This window comes from Streptomyces sp. NPDC032091, assembly GCF_055580265.1.
The window spans coordinates 7,157-25,056 of sequence record NZ_JBVILR010000032.1 but is presented as its reverse complement, the minus strand read 5'-3'; the positions used below and the strand labels follow the sequence as shown (position 1 = coordinate 25,056).

At 72.1% G+C, this 17,900-nt stretch carries 17 protein-coding genes; 2 read left to right on the top strand and 15 right to left on the bottom strand.

Going from position 1 to position 17,900, the window contains the following annotated elements; genetic code table 11:
- Positions 1 to 3: 3 nt before the first annotated feature.
- From ACZ5NJ_RS34465 to ACZ5NJ_RS34450, 4 genes are all read right to left on the bottom strand, one after another.
- Complete coding sequence (locus ACZ5NJ_RS34465) at positions 4 to 987, bottom strand: methionine synthase (protein ID WP_468770280.1); 984 nt, start codon at positions 985 to 987, stop codon at positions 4 to 6.
- Positions 984 to 1,673, bottom strand: coding sequence for an SDR family oxidoreductase (locus ACZ5NJ_RS34460; RefSeq protein WP_468770279.1), 690 nt, complete (start codon positions 1,671 to 1,673; stop codon positions 984 to 986). Before ACZ5NJ_RS34460 ends, ACZ5NJ_RS34465 begins: the two co-directional genes overlap by 4 nt.
- A 64-nt stretch (positions 1,674 to 1,737) precedes the next feature.
- Positions 1,738 to 2,082 (bottom strand): DUF1330 domain-containing protein, encoded by a 345-nt coding sequence (locus ACZ5NJ_RS34455; protein ID WP_468770278.1) that lies wholly within the window; start codon positions 2,080 to 2,082, stop codon positions 1,738 to 1,740.
- Positions 2,083 to 2,136: 54 nt separating this feature from the next.
- A complete protein-coding gene (locus ACZ5NJ_RS34450) occupies positions 2,137 to 3,195 on the bottom strand; it encodes a GlxA family transcriptional regulator (protein WP_468770276.1) in 1,059 nt (352 codons plus the stop codon).
- 127 nt (positions 3,196 to 3,322) lie between these two features.
- On the opposite strand from ACZ5NJ_RS34450, the gene ACZ5NJ_RS34445 reads away from it, so the two are divergent.
- A complete protein-coding gene (locus ACZ5NJ_RS34445) occupies positions 3,323 to 4,246 on the top strand; it encodes an NADP-dependent oxidoreductase (protein ID WP_468770274.1) in 924 nt (307 codons plus the stop codon).
- Between the two features lie 41 nt (positions 4,247 to 4,287).
- Here the strand turns inward: ACZ5NJ_RS34445 and mnmA are convergent, their stop codons facing one another.
- Positions 4,288 to 5,424, bottom strand: a complete 1,137-nt coding sequence (gene mnmA, locus ACZ5NJ_RS34440; RefSeq protein ID WP_468770272.1) for a tRNA 2-thiouridine(34) synthase MnmA — start codon at positions 5,422 to 5,424, stop codon at positions 4,288 to 4,290.
- Positions 5,425 to 5,492: 68 nt separating this feature from the next.
- Between mnmA and ACZ5NJ_RS34435 the strand changes: the two genes are divergently transcribed.
- Positions 5,493 to 6,167 carry an N-acetylmuramoyl-L-alanine amidase gene (locus ACZ5NJ_RS34435; protein WP_468770270.1) on the top strand — a complete coding sequence of 225 codons (675 nt, stop codon included), beginning with the start codon at positions 5,493 to 5,495 and terminating at the stop codon, positions 6,165 to 6,167.
- On the opposite strand, the gene ACZ5NJ_RS34430 is transcribed toward ACZ5NJ_RS34435, so the two are convergent.
- The 10 genes from ACZ5NJ_RS34430 to ACZ5NJ_RS34385 form a co-directional block, all read right to left on the bottom strand.
- Entirely contained in the window at positions 6,164 to 7,327 is a 1,164-nt protein-coding gene (locus ACZ5NJ_RS34430) for a cysteine desulfurase family protein (RefSeq protein WP_468770268.1), read from the bottom strand. The genes ACZ5NJ_RS34435 and ACZ5NJ_RS34430 overlap by 4 nt on opposite strands.
- A gap of 295 nt (positions 7,328 to 7,622) precedes the next feature.
- Complete coding sequence (locus tag ACZ5NJ_RS34425) at positions 7,623 to 8,474, bottom strand: thioesterase family protein (protein WP_468770267.1); 852 nt, start codon at positions 8,472 to 8,474, stop codon at positions 7,623 to 7,625.
- Positions 8,475 to 8,534: 60 nt separating this feature from the next.
- A complete protein-coding gene (locus ACZ5NJ_RS34420) occupies positions 8,535 to 9,191 on the bottom strand; it encodes a trimeric intracellular cation channel family protein (RefSeq protein ID WP_468770265.1) in 657 nt (218 codons plus the stop codon).
- Between the two features lie 224 nt (positions 9,192 to 9,415).
- Positions 9,416 to 10,465, bottom strand: a complete 1,050-nt coding sequence (locus tag ACZ5NJ_RS34415; protein WP_468770263.1) for an ABC transporter ATP-binding protein — start codon at positions 10,463 to 10,465, stop codon at positions 9,416 to 9,418.
- A 5-nt stretch (positions 10,466 to 10,470) separates the two neighbouring features.
- Positions 10,471 to 11,532 carry an ABC transporter ATP-binding protein gene (locus tag ACZ5NJ_RS34410; RefSeq protein WP_468770352.1) on the bottom strand — a complete coding sequence of 354 codons (1,062 nt, stop codon included), beginning with the start codon at positions 11,530 to 11,532 and terminating at the stop codon, positions 10,471 to 10,473.
- A gap of 32 nt (positions 11,533 to 11,564) precedes the next feature.
- Positions 11,565 to 12,566: an ABC transporter permease gene (locus ACZ5NJ_RS34405; protein WP_468770262.1), complete on the bottom strand. Its 1,002-nt coding sequence runs from the start codon at positions 12,564 to 12,566 to the stop codon at positions 11,565 to 11,567.
- Positions 12,567 to 12,671: 105 nt separating this feature from the next.
- On the bottom strand, positions 12,672 to 14,381 hold the full coding sequence (locus tag ACZ5NJ_RS34400) for an ABC transporter substrate-binding protein (RefSeq protein ID WP_468770351.1): 1,710 nt from the start codon (positions 14,379 to 14,381) through the stop codon (positions 12,672 to 12,674).
- Between the two features lie 95 nt (positions 14,382 to 14,476).
- Positions 14,477 to 15,469, bottom strand: coding sequence for an ABC transporter permease (locus ACZ5NJ_RS34395; protein ID WP_468770260.1), 993 nt, complete (start codon positions 15,467 to 15,469; stop codon positions 14,477 to 14,479).
- A 636-nt stretch (positions 15,470 to 16,105) separates the two neighbouring features.
- Complete coding sequence (locus tag ACZ5NJ_RS34390) at positions 16,106 to 16,846, bottom strand: enhanced serine sensitivity protein SseB C-terminal domain-containing protein (protein WP_468770258.1); 741 nt, start codon at positions 16,844 to 16,846, stop codon at positions 16,106 to 16,108.
- A gap of 63 nt (positions 16,847 to 16,909) precedes the next feature.
- Complete coding sequence (locus ACZ5NJ_RS34385; RefSeq protein ID WP_468770256.1) at positions 16,910 to 17,644, bottom strand: enhanced serine sensitivity protein SseB; 735 nt, start codon at positions 17,642 to 17,644, stop codon at positions 16,910 to 16,912.
- Positions 17,645 to 17,900: the final 256 nt, after the last annotated feature.

The following is a 17,900-nucleotide window of genomic DNA, read 5'->3' as shown; positions in this document are numbered from 1 at the left end:
CCGTCACTCAGGGTTGTCGGCGAGTGACCTCGCCGCCCTGACGCAGTGGGCCTGCACCGCGCGGGCGTACGCGGGCGAGGCGCCCGCCAGACCGCACGACGGGGTGACCACGACGGACTCGGCCAGAGTCCCCGGGGCCAGCCCCAGCCTGCGCCAAAGCTTCCTGACACCCATGACGCTACCGCCCGGGTCCGACAACGGGCCGTCGGTGCCCGGCACCACTCCGGCGAAGAGTTTCATGCCGCCTTCGACGGCCTCGCCGATGGCGTCGTCCTCGCGCTCGGTGAGCAGGGAGAAATCGAACGAGACGGCCGCGGCCCCGGCCCGGCGCAGCAGCGCGAAGGGCACGTCGGGCGCGCAGGAGTGCACGACGACCTCCCCGTCGTGGACGGCGAAGAGGTCGCGCAGGGCGCTCTCGACGACCTGCCGGTCGACGGCCCGGTAGGTGCGGTAGCCGCTGGCCGAGCGCACCCGGCCGCGCAGGACGGCGGTGAGCGAGGGCTCGTCGTACTGGAGCACGATCTCGGCGCCCGGGACGCGTTTGCGCACGTCCGCGAGGTGGCCGCGCATGCCTTCGGCGAGGGAGGCGGCCAGGTCGCGGCAGGCTCCGGGGTCCTGGAGGACGGCCTCGCCGCCGTGCAGTTCGAGGGCGGCGGCCAGGGTCCACGGGCCGACGGCCTGGACCTTGAGCCTGCCGGTGTACCCCTGGGTGAACTCCTCCAGCGCGTCGAGGTCCTCGCCGAGCCAGGAGCGGGCCCGGCGGGTGTCGCGGCCGGGGCGGTCGCTGATCCGCCAGCCGCTGGGCTCGACGTGGGCGTACAGGTCGACGAGCAGTCCGAGGGACCGGCCGATCATGTCGGCGCCGGGGCCGCGGGCGGGGAGTTCGGGGAGGTACGGGAAATCCTCGAAGGAGCCCGTGGCGGTCTTGGCGGCCTCACGGGCGTCGCCGCCCGGCAGGGATCCGACACCGGTGGCGCCCGCGGTCATCGGCCGGGCCTCACGCTCAGGTCGTTGACCTCGGCGTCGCGCGGCAGGTCGACGGCCATGACGATGGTGGTGGCCACGGACTCGGGGTCGATCCAGGCGGCGGGGTCGTACTCCTTGCCCTCCTGGGAGTGGACCTTGGCCTGCATGGGGCTGGCGGTGCGGCCGGGGTAGACGGAGGTGACGCGGATGCCGTTGGCCCTCTCCTCCCCGCGCAGGGAGTCGGCGAGGGCCTTCAGGCCGTGCTTGGAGGCGGCGTAGGCGCTCCACTCGGCGTGGGCGGTGAGGCCGGCGCCGGAGTTGACGAAGACGACGGTCGCCTTGGAGGCGCGCAGGGTGGGCAGCAGCAGGCGGGTCACCTCGGCGGGGGCGATCAGGTTGACGTTGAGCTGCTGGTGCCAGGTCTTGGGGCGCAGCTCGCCGACGGGGCCGAGGTCGACGATTCCGGCGATGTGCAGGAGGGAGTCGATCCGTTCGGGCATCGGCTGCTTGGAGAAGGCCCACGAGAGCCGGTCGGGGTCCGCGAGGTCGCCGACCAGGGTCCGCGCGCCGGGGTAGCGCTCGACGAGCTGCCGGGCGCGGGCGGCGTCGCGGGCGAGCAGGACGAGGTCGTCGCCGCGGGCGTGCAGGCGGGCGGCGACGGCGGCGCCGATGCCGGAGCCGGCGCCGGTGATCAGGTGAGTAGGCATACGGCCATGCTCGCATCCGCCCGACCCCGGCCGCCGCCTCGGTGCGGCGGTCCCGGCCGGGGGCCTACAGTCCGGCTGCCTCGCGGAGAGCGGCGGCCCGCGCCGGGGCGTCGTAGTCGGCGGGGACGCCCTCGACGAGGAAGGCTTCGCCGGGGATGTGGTCGGTGCGCAGCGGGAGGATGGCCTGGTAGGCCGGGGAGGCGTACCAGGCGCGGGCCCGCTCGATGTCGGGGAAGCCGATGACGACGACGGTGCCGGGGAAGGGACCCTCCAAGACCTCGACTTCCTTGCCGTGGACGAGGAAGCGGCCGCCGAAGGGGTCCATGGTCGCCTGGATCTCCTCGATGTAGCGCAGGACGTCCTCGTTGACGGTCGGCCGGCGCAGGTGGGCGATGGCGTACGCGGTCATGTCGGTCTCCCCTGTCGGTGCGCCGGGGCGGTCCCGGCCGTTGCACCGATGCTGTCAGCGGGTGTCGGCCGTGGCGATTACCCCGGAGGTCATGGCGGCGGGCCGGAACGTGCGGCGGTAGGCGATCGGGGAGACGCCGAGGGACGCGCGCATGTGCTGGCGCAGGGAGTTGGCGGTGCCGAAGCCGGCACGGTGGGCGACCAGGTCGACGGGCAGGTCGCTGGACTCCAGCAGGTCGCGGGCGACTTCGAGCCGCTGGGCGGTGAGCCACTGCACCGGGGTCATGCCGACCTCGTCGCGGAAGCGGCGGGTGAAGGTGCGCAGGCTCATCCGGGCGTGGGCGGCGAGCTCGGCGAGGCTGACCGGTTCGGCGAGGCGTTCCAGGGCCCAGGCGCGGGTGGCGGTGGTGGTGGCGACCGTGGGTTCGGGGACGGGGCGGTCGATGTACTGGGCCTGTCCGCCGTCGCGCCAGGGCGGTACGACGCAGATGCGGGCGGCCCGGTTGGTGACGGCGGCGCCGTGGTCGCGGCGGATCAGGTGCAGGCACAGGTCGACGCCGGCGGACACCCCGGCCGAGGTGAGGACGTCCCCGTCGTCGACGAAGAGCACGTCCTCGTCGACGCGGACCGTGGGGTAGGCCCGACGGAACTCCCGGGCGAGGTTCCAGTGGGTGGTGGCGGGGCGGCCGTCGAGGAGGCCGGCGGCGGCGAGCACGTAGGAGCCGGTGCAGATGGACACCAGGCGGGTGCCGGGGCGGATGCCCGCGATGGCCGCGGCGACGGCAGGGGGCAGCGGACCGCCGCGGCCCAGCTCGGGCATGGCGTGGGTGGGCGGGACGATCACGGTGTCGGCGGCGGCGAGGGCTTCGGGTCCGGCGGCGGGCTGGAGGGTGAAGCCGGAGTCGCTGGGCACGGGAAGGCCGTCGGCGGTGCAGACGACGACCTCGTAGAGGGGCTCGCCGTCGTCGTCCACGGCGCTGCCGAAGACCCGGGACGGGATGCCGAGCTCGAACGGCGGGAAGCCCGGCAGCGCCAGCACCGCGACCAGGTGCCTGCCGTCCGCGCCGCTCCCGCGGCGGATCGTGTCCTCGGCCCGTTCCCGCGTCTCACTCATGGCCAGATCCTGTCACATAGTGGCCAAACGGCCAACACCACCGGGATGAGCGGTGCCCCACTCTGAGATGCGTCGCCGGGAAACAGCCCGGAATCGGACGCAATCAGAAGGAATGAGGCAGACGGACATGCGCGCGATCGTCGTGAACGAGTGGGGCGGCCCGGAGAACCTGGTCGAGCGGGAGATCGACCGGCCCGAGCCCGGTTTCGGCGAGGTCCTCGTCCGGGTCCACGCGGCCGGCGTGAACCCGGTCGACTGGAAGACCCGGGCCAGTGGGGCCCTGATCGCCTGGGACGAGACCCCGGCCGTGGGCTGGGACGTGTCCGGCACCGTCGAGGCGGTCGGCCCCGGCGTCACCCTCTACACCCCCGGTGACGCGGTGTACGGCATGCCGCACTTCCCGCGGCAGGCGGGCGGCTACGCCGAGTACGTCGTCGCCCCCGCCCGGCAGCTGGCGGCGAAGCCCGCCTCGCTGAGCCATGTCGAGGCCGCCGCCCTGCCGCTGGCCGCGCTGACCGCCTGGCAGGCGCTGGTGGACACCGCGGACGTGCGCCCCGGCGCGCGGGTCCTGGTGCACGCGGCCGCCGGCGGCGTCGGGCACCTGGCGGTGCAGATCGCCAAGGCGCGCGGGGCGTACGTGATCGGTACGGCCAGTGCGGGCAAGCACGAGCTGCTGCGCTCGCTGGGTGCGGACGAGGTCGTGGACTACCGCGCGGTGGCCTTCGAGGACGTCGTCTCGGACGTGGACGTGGTCCTGGACGGCCTCGGCGGCGAGGTGGCCGAGCGCTCCCTCGCGGTGCTGCGCGAGGGCGGCCGGCTGATCACCCTGCCCGGCCCGGACGACGTCCCGGCCGACACCCGGGGCTTCCGCGCGCACTGGCTGCTGGTCGAGCCGGACCGGCTCGGGCTGCGCGAGATCGCGGCCCTGGCCGACAGCGGCGCGCTGAAGCCGCTGGTGGAGACGGTGCTGCCGCTGGAGCAGGCCGGGAAGGCGCACGAGATCGGCGAGCTGGGCCGGACCACCGGCAAGATCGTCCTGACGGTGGCCTGAGCCCGCCGGGGGGGCCTACGGGCCCCCTGGCGGCCGCCGGGTCAGACGGCGGCGGCCGTGGCCCGGGTGGTGGTGGCGATGGTGGCCGAGCCGACCACGCGGGTGCCGTCGTAGAGCACGATCGCCTGGCCGGGGGCCACGCCGCGGACCGGCTCGGTGAAGCGGACGCGCAGCTCGCCGTCCACGACCTCGGCGAAGACCTCCGTCTCGCCGCCGTGGGCGCGCAGCTGGGCGGTGTAGGTGCCCGCGGCCGCGGCGGTGGAGCCGCACCAGCGGGGGCGGATCGCGGTGAGGGCGGTGACGTCGAGGGCCTCGGCGGGGCCGACGGTGACGGTGTTGTTCACCGGCGAGATGTCGAGGACGTAGCGGGGCTTGCCGTCGGGGGCGGGGTGGCCGATGCGCAGGCCCTTGCGCTGGCCGATGGTGAAGCCGTACGCCCCGTCGTGGGTGCCGACCTTCTCGCCGGTCGCCTCGTCGACGATGTCGCCCTCGGCCTTGCCGAGGCGCTGGGCGAGGAAGCCCTGGGTGTCGCCGTCGGCGATGAAGCAGATGTCGTGGCTGTCGGGCTTCTTCGCCACGGCCAGGCCGCGGCGCTCGGCCTCGGCGCGGATCTCGTCCTTGGTGGTGACCGTGTCGCCGAGCGGGAAGAGGGCGTGGGCCAGCTGCTTCTCGTCGAGGACGCCGAGGACGTAGGACTGGTCCTTGGCCATGTCGGAGGCGCGGTGCATCTCGCGCGTGCCGTCCTCCTTCTCCACGATGGTCGCGTAGTGGCCCGTGCAGACGGCGTCGAAGCCGAGGGCGAGGGCCTTGTCGAGGAGCGCCGCGAACTTGATCTTCTCGTTGCAGCGCAGGCAGGGGTTCGGGGTGCGCCCGGCCTCGTACTCGGCGACGAAGTCCTCGACGACGTCCTCGCGGAAGCGCTCGGCGAGGTCCCAGCAGTAGAAGGGGATGCCGATGACGTCGGCGGCGCGGCGGGCGTCGCGGGAGTCCTCGATGGTGCAGCAGCCGCGGGCTCCGGTCCGGAAGGACTGCGGGTTCGCGGAGAGCGCCAGGTGGACGCCCGTGACGTCGTGCCCGGCCTCGACCGCGCGCGCGGCGGCGACGGCGGAGTCCACGCCGCCGGACATGGCGGCCAGGACGCGGAGGGGACGGGCGGTGCGCGGCAGGTTCTCAGTCATAGCGCCTTCCAGGGTACGGGGAACCGCGCGCGGTCACAGCGCGTTGTCGGAGGTGGGGGGTGGATCACATGACGGAGAAGGGGAAGGGCGGGCGCCGGACCCGGCGGGCGGTGCTGTTCGGCGGGCTCGGGGTGCTCGCGGCCGGGGCGCTGGCGGCGCAGGACGGGATCAGGCGGGCCTGGTGGCTGCTGCCGGGGGTGGGCAAGCCGCGCAAGGAGGGGGAGGTGGACTTCCCGGGGGTGGGCTGGACGGCGGCCTCGCCGGCGAACTGGCGGATGGCGGACCGGCCCGACGACTACCGGGTGGACCGGATCGTCGTGCATGTCACACAGGGGGACTTCGCTTCGTCGGTGGAAGCGTTCCAGAACCCGTTCCACAAGGCGTCGGCGCACTACATCGTCCGCCAGGACGGGCACGTGGAGCAGATGGTGCGCGAGCTGGACGTCGCCTTCCACTCCGGGAGCCGGTCCATGAACGAGCGCAGCGTCGGCATCGAGCACGAGGGCTTCGTCGACCGGCCGCAGGACTTCACGGACGCGATGTACGCGGCGTCGGCGCGGCTCGCGGCGGACGTCTGCCGGAGGTATCACATACCGGCGGACCGCACGCACCTCCTGGGGCACTCCGAGGTCCCGGGCGCCGACCACACCGACCCGGGACCGCACTGGGACTGGGACCGCTACCTGCGGATGGTCCGGGAGGAACTCGCCCGGCCCGCTCCCGCGAAAGCGGCCGGCGGCTAGCTCAGGCCGGCCGTGCGGGCGCGGGCCACGGCCGGGCCGATGGCCGCCGCCACGGCCGCGACGTCCTCCTTGGTGGAGGTGTGGCCGAGGGAGAAGCGGAGGGTGCCGCGGGCCAGCCGGGGGTCGGTGCCGGTGGCGAGCAGGACGTGGCTGGGCTGGGCGACGCCCGCGGTGCAGGCGGAGCCGGTCGAGCACTCGATGCCCTGAGCGTCCAGGAGCAGCAGCAGGGAGTCGCCCTCGCAGCCGGGGAAGCTGAAGTGGGCGTTGGCCGGGAGCCGGTCCTCGGGGTCGCCGCCGAGGACGGCGTCGGGGACGGCCGCCAGGACGGCGCCGATCAGTTCGTCGCGCAGCGCGCCGACCTCGGCGGCGAACCGCTCGCGCCGCTCGGCGGCGAGTACGGCCGCCACCGCGAAGGCGGCGATGGCGGGCACGTCGAGGGTTCCGGAGCGGACGTGCCGTTCCTGGCCGCCGCCGTGCAGGACGGGGACGGGGGTCTGGTCGCGGCCGAGGAGCAGGGCGCCGATGCCGTAGGGGCCGCCGATCTTGTGGCCGCTCACGGTCATCGCGGCGAGGCCGCTGTCCCCGAAGCGGACGTCGAGCTGCCCGACGGCCTGGACGGCGTCCGAGTGGAGCGGGAGGCCGTGTTCCCGGGCGACGGCGGCCAGCTCGTGGACCGGCATGACGGTGCCGATCTCGTTGTTGGCCCACATGACGGTGGCCAGGGCGATGTCGTCGGGGCCCCGCTCGACGGCCTCGCGGAAGGCCTCGGGGCGGACGCGGCCGTGGTGGTCGACGGGGAGGTACTCGACCTCGGCCCCTTCGTGCTCGGCGAGCCAGTGGACGGCGTCGAGGACGGCGTGGTGTTCGACGGGGCTGGCGAGGATGCGGGTACGGGCCGGGTCGGCGTCGCGGCGGGCCCAGTAGAGGCCCTTGACGGCGAGGTTGTCGGCCTCGGTGCCGCCGGCGGTGAAGACCACCTCGCTGGGGCGGGCGCCGAGCGCTTCGGCGAGGGCCTCGCGGGCCTCCTCGACGGTGCGGCGGGCGCGGCGGCCGGCGGCGTGCAGGGAGGAGGCGTTACCGGTGGCGGCGAACTGCGCGGTCATCGCCGCGGCGGCTTCCGGGAGCATCGGCGTGGTCGCGGCGTGGTCGAGGTAGGCCATGATTTTTTGATTCTACGAGCCACCGGGCCCCCCGCCCCCCGCCCGGGTCGCCTTGGTCCGACCAGCACGGCGGCGGGCGGGCCCGGCGGGGCGGGGTCGCCGGGGCCCCGCAATGCCTCTAGGGGGTGTCCGCAAAGTAGCGTCGTCCGCCCGCAGGGCGGGCCCCGCGGCGTCCGGTGCGTGCTCTCGGTGCGCCGGGCGCGAGACCTCGTACTGGACGTACTCGGTCGTGCGCCCGGTGCGGCGAGAGTGCGTGCCGGGCGTCGCGGGGCAGGCGGGACTTTGCGGACACCCCCTAGCGGGGGGCTCGTGCCAGCTGGCGGGACTGGGCGACCAGGCGGTTCGCCGAGTCCCAGACCTCCGCGTCCTCCTCCAGGAAGCCGCCCGCGAGGTTGCGGGTGACGATGCCCACGCGGAGGGGGCCCGGGGCCGGGCGGTGGCGGATGTGGGTGGTGAGTTCGACCGTGGGGGCCCAGCCCAGGAGGCCGAGGTCGAAGGCGGTCGGGGGCAGGGCGTCCACCGCGAGGAGCAGGGACAGGGGGTCGGCGTCGCGGCCGTCGGCCAGCTCGAACCAGGCCCGCATCTCGCCCTTGCCCGAGGGCGCCCCGACCGCCCAGCCCGCCGTCGCCGGGTCCAGCCGCAGCCGGAGGCGGTCCACGATGGCGTTGCTGCCGGGGATGGGGGCGGGGCCCGCCTCGGCGCCGAGGCAGTCCTCGTAGGCCGGCATGGCGGGCGGCTCGGCCACGGTGTGCACGCTGTCGGGAAGCGCCGCGAGGTCCCCGTACGAGGCGAGCACGCGGATGCGCTCGACCTCGGCGCCGTCCTCGTCGAACTGGAACAGCGAGGCCTGGCCGGTGGAGAGGGTGCGGCCGACCCTGACAACCTCGGTGCGGATCACGGCGGGGCCGGGCACGGAGGAGGTCAGGTAGTGGGCCGAGACGGTGAAGGGGTCCGGGTGCGGCAGGGCCGCCGACAGGGCCCGGCCGACCAGGGCCAGCAGGTAACCGCCGTTGACGGCGGTGATGATCGTCCAGCCGGCGGAGAGCTCCGCGTCGTACACCCCGGGCTCGCCCGCGCGGGGCGTGATGGTGGTGTCGCGGTCGAATTCGCTGTCGCCGATGGATGCCTTGGCCGCTGCGTGTGACATGACGACGACGGTACACGCGCAAGCTACTAAGCGGTAGCTTTTGTTTGGGGCGTGAAGGACCTAGGGTTCTTCGGCCACCGAGGAGCGGCGGTTCCAGGCCAGCGGGGCGCGCCAGTGGTGCTCCATGGCGAGGATGCGCAGGACGAACGTGGTGACGATCGCGAGGGCGGTCGTCAGGGCGTTCAGGACGTGGAAGCTGATGAAGAGGGCCACCATCGAGGCGCCGACGACGGCGGGGACGGCGTACATCTCGCGGTCGCGCAGCAGCGAGGGGACCTCGTTGGCGAGGACGTCGCGCAGGACGCCGCCGCCGACGGCGGTCGCCACGCCCAGGGCGGCGGAGGAGGTCAGGCCGAGGCCGTACTCGTAGGCCTTGGTGGTGCCCGACACGCAGAACAGTCCGAGGCCGGCGGCGTCGCAGACGTTGATGGCGCGGTTGATGCGCTGCACCTCGGGGTGGAGGAAGAAGACCAGCGCGGCGGCGAGCAGCGGTGTCACGAAGAAGCTGAGCTGGCTGAAGGCCGCGGGCGGGACGGCGCCGATGCAGAGGTCGCGGAAGAGGCCGCCGCCGAGGGCGGTGACGAGGGCGAGTACGGCGATCCCGAAGACGTCGAAGTTCTTGCGGACCGCGAGGAGGGCGCCGGCCAGGGCGAAGACGAAGATGCCGGCGAGGTCCAGGGCGTGCTGGACGCCGGGCGGGAAGAGATCGTGGAGCACGTCTCATTGTCGCCCGGCGGGCGGGGCCGTCGGGCCAGGGGCTCCGCCGGCGGGCGGGGCGGGGTCGGGTTCCGCTGCGCGGAGCCGTCTCCCCGCCCCGCCCTTTCACCGTTTCCACCTCGAACGCCGGTGGGGCTGGAAGGTCCGCCTCAAACGCCGGCGGGGCTGGGGGTGCCGGTGGGGCTGGAGGCGCCGTGGAGCTGGAGGCGCCGGGGGTGGGAGGGTCAGGCGTCCGCGGGGGTGGGGGCGGACGGGGTGTGGGCCGGGGCGTTCTCGGGGTGGTGGCAGGCCGTCTGGTGGCCCGGCTTCAGGGCGACCAGGGGCGGGTCCTGGGTCTTGCAGATCTCCGTGGCCTTCCAGCACCGGGTGTGGAAGCGGCAGCCGGCCGGCGGGGAGATCGGCGAGGGTACGTCGCCCTTGAGCAGGATGCGGCCGCTCTTGGCACCGCGCCGCCGCGGGTCCGGGACCGGGACGGCGGAGAGCAGGGCGTTCGTGTACGGGTGCATCGGGGACTCGTACAGCGACTTGCGGTCGGCCAGCTCCACGATCTTGCCGAGGTACATCACCGCGATGCGGTCCGAGACGTGCCGGATGACCGACAGGTCGTGCGCGATGATCACGTACGTGAGGCCGAGCTCCTGCTGGAGGTCGTCCAGCAGGTTGACCACCTGGGCCTGGATCGACACGTCCAGCGCGGAGACCGGCTCGTCCGCGACGACGAGCTTGGGCTTGAGGGCCAGGGCGCGGGCGATGCCGATGCGCTGGCGCTGACCGCCCGAGAACTCGTGCGGGTAGCGGTTGTAGTGCTCCGGGTTCAGGCCGACCAGGGACAGCAGGCGCTGGACCTCCGCCTTGACCCCGCCCTCCGGGGTGACGCCCTGGAGGTTGAAGGGGGCCGAGACGATCGCGCCGACCGTGTGGCGCGGGTTCAGGGAGCCGTAGGGGTCCTGGAAGATCATCTGCACGTCGCGGCGCAGCGGACGCATCTGGGAGACGCCGAGGTGGGTGATGTCCCGGCCCTCGAACTCGATGCGGCCCGAGCTGGGCTCCAGCAGGCGGGTGATGAGGCGGCCCATCGTCGACTTGCCGCAGCCGGACTCGCCGACGACGCCGAGGGTCTCACCGCGCCGGACCTCGAAGTCGATCCCGTCGACGGCCTTGACGGCCCCGGCCTGGCGGCGCAGCAGCCCCTTGTTGATGGGGAAGTGCTTGACCAGCCCGGTCACCTTCAGGAGCGTTTCCGCCTCGGGGGCCTCGGCGGAGTCCTTGTTCATGTCGGTCACAGCTTCGGCGCAATCTCTTCGGTCCAGATCCGGGTCCGCTCCTCCTGCGACATGTGGCAGGCGGACCAGTGCCGGCTGCCGTCCTCGGTCAGCTCGGGGCGCTGGGTGCGGGTGATGCCGCCCTTGGGCACGTCGGCGTAGGGGCACCGGGGGTTGAAGGCGCAGCCGCTCGGGATGTTGATGAGGCTGGGCGGCGAGCCCTTGACCGGGATGAGCCGGTCGGTCTGGTCGCGGTCGATGCGCGGCATGGAGCCGAGCAGGCCCCAGGTGTACGGGTGCCGGGGCTCGTAGAAGACCTTCTCGGCGGAGCCCCGCTCCACGCAGCGGCCGCCGTACATCACGAGGAGGTCGTCGGCCATCTCGGCGACCACGCCGAGGTCGTGCGTGATCATGATGACCGCGGAGCCGAACTCCTTCTGGAGGTCGCGGATCAGGTCGAGGATCTGCGCCTGGACGGTGACGTCGAGAGCGGTGGTCGGCTCGTCCGCGATGAGCAGTTCGGGGTTGTTGACCAGGGCCATCGCGATCATCGCGCGCTGGCGCATGCCGCCGGAGAACTCGTGCGGGTAGGCGTCCACGCGCTGGTGGGGCTCGGGGATGCCGACACGGTCGAGCATCTCCACGGCCCGGGTGCGGGCCGTCTTCTTGTCGACGTCGTGGTGGGTCCGGTACGCCTCGACGATCTGCTTGCCCACCGTGTAGTACGGGTGCATCGCGGACAGCGGGTCCTGGAAGACCATCGCCATCTTGCGGCCGCGCAGCCGGCGGACGTGGTCGGCGTCGGCGCTGACGAGCTCCTCGCCGTCGAGGACGACCTCGCCGGAGATGTGCGGGCGGCTGCGGGCGTTGCCGGTGCGGTGCAGGCCCATGATGGCCAGCGAGGTGACGGACTTGCCGGAGCCGGACTCGCCCACGATGCCGAGGGTCTTGCCGCGTTCGAGGTCGAAGGAGAGGCCGTCGACGGACTTCACGAGGCCGTCGTCGGTGGGGAAGTGCACCTTCAGGTCGCGCACGGACAGGAAGGGGGCGCCGTCGCGCGGGCTCCCCTGCTCGGGCACGAAGGCGGGCGCGCCGTTGTTCTGGTTCTCGGTCACGTCAGCCTCACGCGCGGGTCGATGACGGCGTACAGCAGGTCCACGATCAGGTTGGCCAGCACCACGAACAGTGCGGCGAGCAGGGTGACGCCCATGATCACGGGCAGGTCGCCCTGGCTGATGGCGGCCACGGCCGCCGTCCCCAGGCCCTGGAAGTTGAACGTGGTCTCGGTGAGCACCGCGCCGCCGAGGAGGCCGCCGAGGTCCAGGCCGAACATGGTGACGATCGGCGTGAGGGTGGAGCGCAGGGCGTGCTTGCGGATGACCACGCCCTCCTTGAGGCCCTTGGCGCGGGCGGTGCGGATGTAGTCCTCGCCGAGGACTTCGAGCATGGTCGCCCGGGTGATGCGGGCGTAGGTGGCGGCGAAGAGGAAGGCGAGGGTGACCCAGGGCAGGATCAGGCTGTTGAGCCAGGCCAGCGGATCCTCGGTCAGGGGTTTGTAGTTGGAGACCTTCAGCCAGCCGAGGCTGTAGACGAAGATCGCGGGGGCGACCATGCCGGTGAAGAAGATCGGCAGGGAGACGCCGGCGAGGGCGCCGACCATCACCGTGCGGTCGATGGCGGTCCTGCGTTTGAGTGCCGAGACGACGCCGGTGGCCACGCCCGCGATCACCCAGATGACCGCCGCGCCGAGGGCGAGCGAGAGGGTGACCGGGATGCGGTCCATCATCGTGTCCCAGACGGGCGCCTCGGTCTTGAAGGAGTAGCCGAAGCACGGGGCGGCGCAGTGCGTGACGCCCGCGCCGCCGTCGTAGTCGCGGCCGGCGAAGATTCCCTTGACGAAGAGCAGGTACTGCTCGGAGATCGGCTTGTCGAAGCCCATCTTCACGCGGATGCCCGCCAGGGCGGTCTCGTTGGTCTCGCGTCCGGCGTACATGAGCGCGGGATCGCTGCCGGTCAGCTTCGGGACCGCGAAGAAGATGCCGAAGGTGACCACGGAGACCACCAGCAGCGTGGCGGCGACGTTGAACAGCCGCCGTATGAGGTAGACGAGCACTGCAGTCGGCCGCCCGGCGCGGGTGACCGCCGCCCCTCGTGGGGGCGGCGGCCACCGCCTGCGGCCTTCACCTGCCCTTCGGACTAGCGCATGTGCGTGAAAGGGTTACTGCTTGATGCCCACGGTGGCGAGGTCGATCTTGCCGAAGGACTCGTTGAAGTAGACGTTCGTCAGGCGCGGGTTGTGGTAGACGAGCGCCTTGTCGAAGTTGATCGGCAGGTAGAGGGCCTTCTCCATGACCTTCTGGTTGATCTGCGTGTAGAAGGGGGCGGCCTCTTCCGGAGACTTGGTGGCGGCCGTCTTGAAGAGGCCGTTGATCTCCGGGTCGTTGATCATCGTGTAGTTGTTGTTGCCGTTCGGCAGGATGAACGAGCCGTCGACCAGCGGCTGGAGGAAGCCCGAGCCGGAGTTGTAGTCGGCGCCCCAGCCCATGACGATGATGCCGTAGCCCTTCTTCTTCACGTTCTCGGGCGAACCGATCACGGAGGAGTTGAGCTTGCCGTCGTACTGGTCGATGGTGGCCTTGATGCCGACCTTGGCGAGCGAGGCCTGGAGGGACTCGGCCGTCTTCACCTCGGGCGCCTTGTTGTTGCGCACCGCGATGGTGGTCTCGAAGCCGCCCTCCTTGCCGCAGGCCTTCAGGGCCTCCTTGGCCTTGGCCTCCTGCGGCTTGCCCTTCGTCAGACCGAACGGGTCGTAGCTCTTGTCGGAGCCGGGGACGCCGGGCGGCAGCATGTTCGCGCCGAGGTCACCGCTGGTCGGGCCGCCGCGGGCGGTCTGCAGGGACTTCGGGTCGGCCGCGTAGATGACGGCCTTGCGGCACTCGATGTTGTCGAACGGCGCGACCGTGGTCGGGAAGGCGAAGTAGCGGATGTAGCCCGTGAAGGGGTTGTCCGCGTTCTTCTTGAGGTTCGCGTCCTTGAGGATCTTGTTCTTGGCGGCCTGCTGCACACCCGTGCCGTCGATGGCGAGGTCTATGTCGCCGGAGAGCAGGCGCTGGTCCATGTCGTCCGGGTTGGTGGTCACCGTGAAGGAGACCTTGTCCGGCAGGCCCTTGCGGAGCGTGTCCGTCTTCGGGTCCCAGTTCTCGTTGCGGACGAAGGTCGCGCCCTTGCCGGCGGTGAAGCTCTCCACCTTGTAAGGACCGGTCGACAGCGGCTTGTTGGTGTACGTGGCGCCCGTGTCCTTGGCCGCCTGGACGGGCGAGGAGGTCGGCATGGCCAGCAGGTAGCTGAAGTCGGCGTTGGCGCTCGCCAGGTTGAAGACGATCGTCTTGTCGTCCGGCGTCTGGACGGACTTCAGACCCATCTTGTCCGGGTCGGTGTCCTTGTACGGGCCGGGGTACTTCTGGCCCTGGTCGAGGACGTCGATCAGGTAGGTCGGGCCGCCGGACAGCACGTCCTGCGCGAAGACGCGCTCGATGCCGTACTTGACGTCCTTCGAGGTGATCGGCGTGCCGTCCTCGAACTTGACCCCGTCCTTGAGCTTCAGGGTGTACGTCTTGCCGTCGTTGGTGACGACCGGCAGGGCTTCGGCGAGGTCGGGAACGGCCTTGGTGCCGTCCTTGCCGGGCTTCGCGTCGTAGGCGAGCAGGCTGCGGACGTACAGGCGCTGGAGGTCCCAGACGAAGCCGTAGTAGGCGCGCTGCGGGTCGAGGTAGTCGACGTCCTGCGGGGACCAGAGCTTGAGCTCGCCGCCCTTGGCGTCGGAGGCGTTGATCACGCCCTCGGCGGCACCGCTGTAGCCCTTGCCGCTGTCGGCGTCGGCCTTGGTGTCGTCCTTGGTGTCCCCGTTGCCACCGCACGCGGCGGTCATCGACAGGGCGGCGATCACGGCTGCGATCGCGAGGGCCTGCTTTCTGCGGATCACGGTTGTCCAACCTCCATAGGTGGGTGAATCGAAGAAGCGGTTCAGCTGCCCTTGGGGTCGAGTGCGTCACGCAGCCCGTCCCCGAAGAGGTTGAACGCCAGGACGGTGATGAAGATCGTCATACCGGGGACCACCATGTACGTGGGGTCGTCCTGGTAGATGGGGACGGCGTCGGAGAGCATCTTTCCCCAGGAAGAGGTGGGGGGCTTGACGCCGGCGCCCAGGAAGCTGAGGGCCGCTTCCGTCAGGATGTTGGTCGGGATGATCAGCGTGGTGTAGACGAGGATCGGCGCGACCAGGTTCGGCAGCAGTTCCTTGACGAGGATGTAGCCGCGGCCGGCCCCGAGGCTGCGCGCCGCCTCGACGTACTCGCGTTCCCGCAGGGAGATCGTCTGGCCGCGGACGATGCGTCCGATGTACGGCCAGCCGAAGAAGCCGATGACGAGGATGAGCACGCCCATCCGGACACCCGAACCCTCGAACCCCCAGACGGAGTTGGGGACGACGGAGACGAGCGCGATGGTGAACAGCAGCTGCGGGAAGGCCAGCAGCAGGTCCATGATGCGGCTGATGACGCCGTCGACCCAACCGCCGATGAAGCCGGCCAGGGCGCCCAGGAAGCTGCCGAGGACCACCGAGACGAAGGCGGCCAGGAAGGCGACGATCAGGGAGATGCGGGCGCCGTAGACGATCCGGCTGAAGACGTCGCGGCCGTTGGTCGGCTCGACGCCCAGCAGGTGGTCGGCGCTGATCCCGCCGAGGGAGCCCAGCGGCGTGCCCAGGTCGGGGTCGATCAGGTCCTCGTGGAACTCGTTGGGGTCGTGGCCCAGGAGCTTCACGATCAGCGGCGCGAAGACCGCCACCAGGATCAGGAAGATCACGACCAGTCCGCCGGTCAGCGCGACCTTGTCGCGCTTGAGCCGCATCCAGGCGATGCGTCCGGGCGAGCGGCCTTCGATGGCCTTGGCAGGGACGTCGGCTACGGACACGGGAGCGGGCGTTTCCGCGCTCGTGTCGTGCAGTGGTGCCGTCATCGTGGTGGGGACCCCTCTCGGCCGACGGGTGGTCGGCCCATGCCCGCCGCTGTGGCGGCGTTGGTGCGGAGTGGCGCTCGGAGTGCTCGGGACACGGGAACGCGGACGAGATGCGTCGGGAGGTGCGTGAGTACTGCGAGAACTGCGGGAGGTGCAGAGGTGCGAGAAGTGCAGGGTGACGCGGGGGAGATGCGGGGACTGCGGGCGTGCGGAGGTGCGGGAAGTGCTGTGCGGAGCGACAGGCGCAGTGCACGTGCCGAGCCGGGTCCGGGAGGACTGACCGGCTCTTGGGTGGGGAGTCTTCATCGGGCGCTCGACCAGCCGCCAGACCCGCAGATGAAAGGATGCGCAACCGTGATCTGAGGCTTGAGTTCCCGTTATCCGGACTCCGCTCGCGGCTCAGCGGAGCAACACCGTCCGTTCGGTATCCAAACGGGACATGGCACCCAACTCCGTGGAGGAGCACGCCAATTGGTTGACCATTCGGGGTGAAATCCGGACAAGCGGAAGGCCGCCGGGAACGATGGTTCCCGACGGCCGGAAGTCGCTCCGGACGGCCCGTCTCACAGTGCGGGCAAACCCGGAAATGTCCCTGTAACGGACTCGGTGTTCGCCCCGGAGGCCCGGGGCGACGGCTCAGTAGGCGGCCGCCTGCCCCTCGCGGTCGTAGAACGGCCGGGTCTGCGCGCGCAGCCACATGGCCACCGGATCGTGCTCGTCCGCCAGCGCGACGGTGCACACCGGGACGCCCTCGGGCACCGCTCCGACCGACTGGCGCATCATCTCCCGCACGGACTCCAGCGCGGGCGCGGAGGCGTCGTACAGGTCGAGCCCGACGGCGAGGTACGCCGACCCCAGCGCGGGCTGCACCCAGGCGCGGCGCAGCGAGCGGACGGCGGGGGTGCGGTGGGCGTGCCGGGTCAGCAGTCCGTAGAACTGCGGGAGCTCCAGGGCGGGCTCGGACAGCCGCAGCGGTCCGGCCGGCATCCGGTCCAGGCCGGTCGCCACCCGGCGCAGGTCCGCCCAGGGGATGCCGAGGCCGCCGCCCTGGGCGTGCGGGTTGACCCACAGGCCCCAGCGGTCGGGGTAGAGGGCGCGGGCGATGTCCCGGCCGGTGACCACCTCGTAGCCGCGGTTCCAGCCGCTGGCGGCCAGCTCCTGCGGCGAGGTCACGCAGGGCGCGTAGCCGAGGCCCTCGACCTCCATGCCGCCGTACTGGGCGTCCGGTGAGCCCGGCTGCCCCTGCCAGAGGAGCATCCACAGCCGGCCCTCGGCGAGGGCGTGCAGGAATGACTCGTAGCTCTCATAGCGCCCGGGAGTCACCTGGCGCAGCATGTGCTCGACCTGCCCGGCCGCGGCCGTGCCTGACGCACTCACCCGGGTACCCCTCTTCGTCTTCGTCCGCCCGTCGTCTCCACGTCCCGAACAGCTTAAGCGTCGCTACGGCAGGTAGAAGGGGCGCACGCGCTCACGAATCCAGTCCGTGACCGGGTCCTCGGCGGCCTCCAGCAGGATCAACTGCACCGGCCAGGGCGCCGGTACGCGTGCCAGGGCGCGGCCGAGCGCCTCCAGCGGGGCGGTCCGGGATCCGGCGTCCCATCCCACCAGCTGGACGCCGATGTAGAGCTCGGGGTCCTTGCCCTCGACGCTGGCCAGGCAGCGGTGCGCCGCGGAGACGACGCCGGTGGCGCGGAACTCGTCGGCGGCGGCGGCCAGGAAGTCGACGGGGTCGTCCTGCCAGTCGGGCTCGAAGAGGCGGACACGGGCGCCGGTGGCGGGGCCGTCGAGCTCGGTCCGGCCGGCGCGGCAGAGCTGTGCGACGGCGGCGGGGGGCAGCGGGACGCCGACGGCGCCCTCGGGGTTGACGGCGATGCCGAGCTGCGGGGGCAGGCCGCGGGCGAACTCGACGGCGGGGGCTATGACGAAGTCCATGGCGGGGCCGGCGGCGAAGCGGAACTGGGCCTCGGAGCTGTAGACGGGGACGTACGCCTCGCCGGCGATGAGCATGGTGGGGAGGTCGAGGGACGTGCTGTCGGGGCCGCCGCCCTGCGGGAGCGGGACCCAGACGTGGCCGCGGGCGAGGGCCTCCAGGATGCGGGGGCCGGCGTCCGGCTGCCCGAGGGCCGCTCCGAGTACCTGCTCCAACTCGTTCGCCGGCCAGCCGTTGCCGTGCATGTGCCCCTGCCTTTGTGTGTCCGTCCCGCTGATGTCGCCCCGAGGCTACCGGGTGGCTGCGGCGGCGGGCCGGGGGCTGCGGGGTCCCGCTGCGCGGAGCCGTGTCCCCGCCCCGCCCTTTCGCCGTTCCCTGGGGGCTCCGCCCCCAGACCCCGCGCGGGCTGGAATTGCCCTGCGGGCAATCCAGCCCGGGAGGGGAGCTAGCGCTCCGGGTGAGGAGAGTTGGGGGGGGGGTCAGGGGAGGAGACAATGGGAA

Coding starts and splice junctions, on each gene's coding strand:
- ACZ5NJ_RS34445 (WP_468770274.1), top strand. CDS start 3,323: ATGCGCGCGATCGTCGTGAACGAGTGGGGCGGCCCGGAGAACCTGGTC.
- ACZ5NJ_RS34465 (WP_468770280.1), bottom strand. CDS start 987: ATGACCGCGGGCGCCACCGGTGTCGGATCCCTGCCGGGCGGCGACGCC.
- ACZ5NJ_RS34395 (WP_468770260.1), bottom strand. CDS start 15,469: ATGACGGCACCACTGCACGACACGAGCGCGGAAACGCCCGCTCCCGTG.
- mnmA (WP_468770272.1), bottom strand. CDS start 5,424: ATGACTGAGAACCTGCCGCGCACCGCCCGTCCCCTCCGCGTCCTGGCC.
- ACZ5NJ_RS34450 (WP_468770276.1), bottom strand. CDS start 3,195: ATGAGTGAGACGCGGGAACGGGCCGAGGACACGATCCGCCGCGGGAGC.
- ACZ5NJ_RS34425 (WP_468770267.1), bottom strand. CDS start 8,474: ATGTCACACGCAGCGGCCAAGGCATCCATCGGCGACAGCGAATTCGAC.
- ACZ5NJ_RS34400 (WP_468770351.1), bottom strand. CDS start 14,381: ATGACCGCCGCGTGCGGTGGCAACGGGGACACCAAGGACGACACCAAG.
- ACZ5NJ_RS34415 (WP_468770263.1), bottom strand. CDS start 10,465: ATGAACAAGGACTCCGCCGAGGCCCCCGAGGCGGAAACGCTCCTGAAG.
- ACZ5NJ_RS34430 (WP_468770268.1), bottom strand. CDS start 7,327: ATGGCCTACCTCGACCACGCCGCGACCACGCCGATGCTCCCGGAAGCC.
- ACZ5NJ_RS34455 (WP_468770278.1), bottom strand. CDS start 2,082: ATGACCGCGTACGCCATCGCCCACCTGCGCCGGCCGACCGTCAACGAG.
- ACZ5NJ_RS34385 (WP_468770256.1), bottom strand. CDS start 17,644: ATGCACGGCAACGGCTGGCCGGCGAACGAGTTGGAGCAGGTACTCGGA.
- ACZ5NJ_RS34435 (WP_468770270.1), top strand. CDS start 5,493: ATGACGGAGAAGGGGAAGGGCGGGCGCCGGACCCGGCGGGCGGTGCTG.
- ACZ5NJ_RS34460 (WP_468770279.1), bottom strand. CDS start 1,673: ATGCCTACTCACCTGATCACCGGCGCCGGCTCCGGCATCGGCGCCGCC.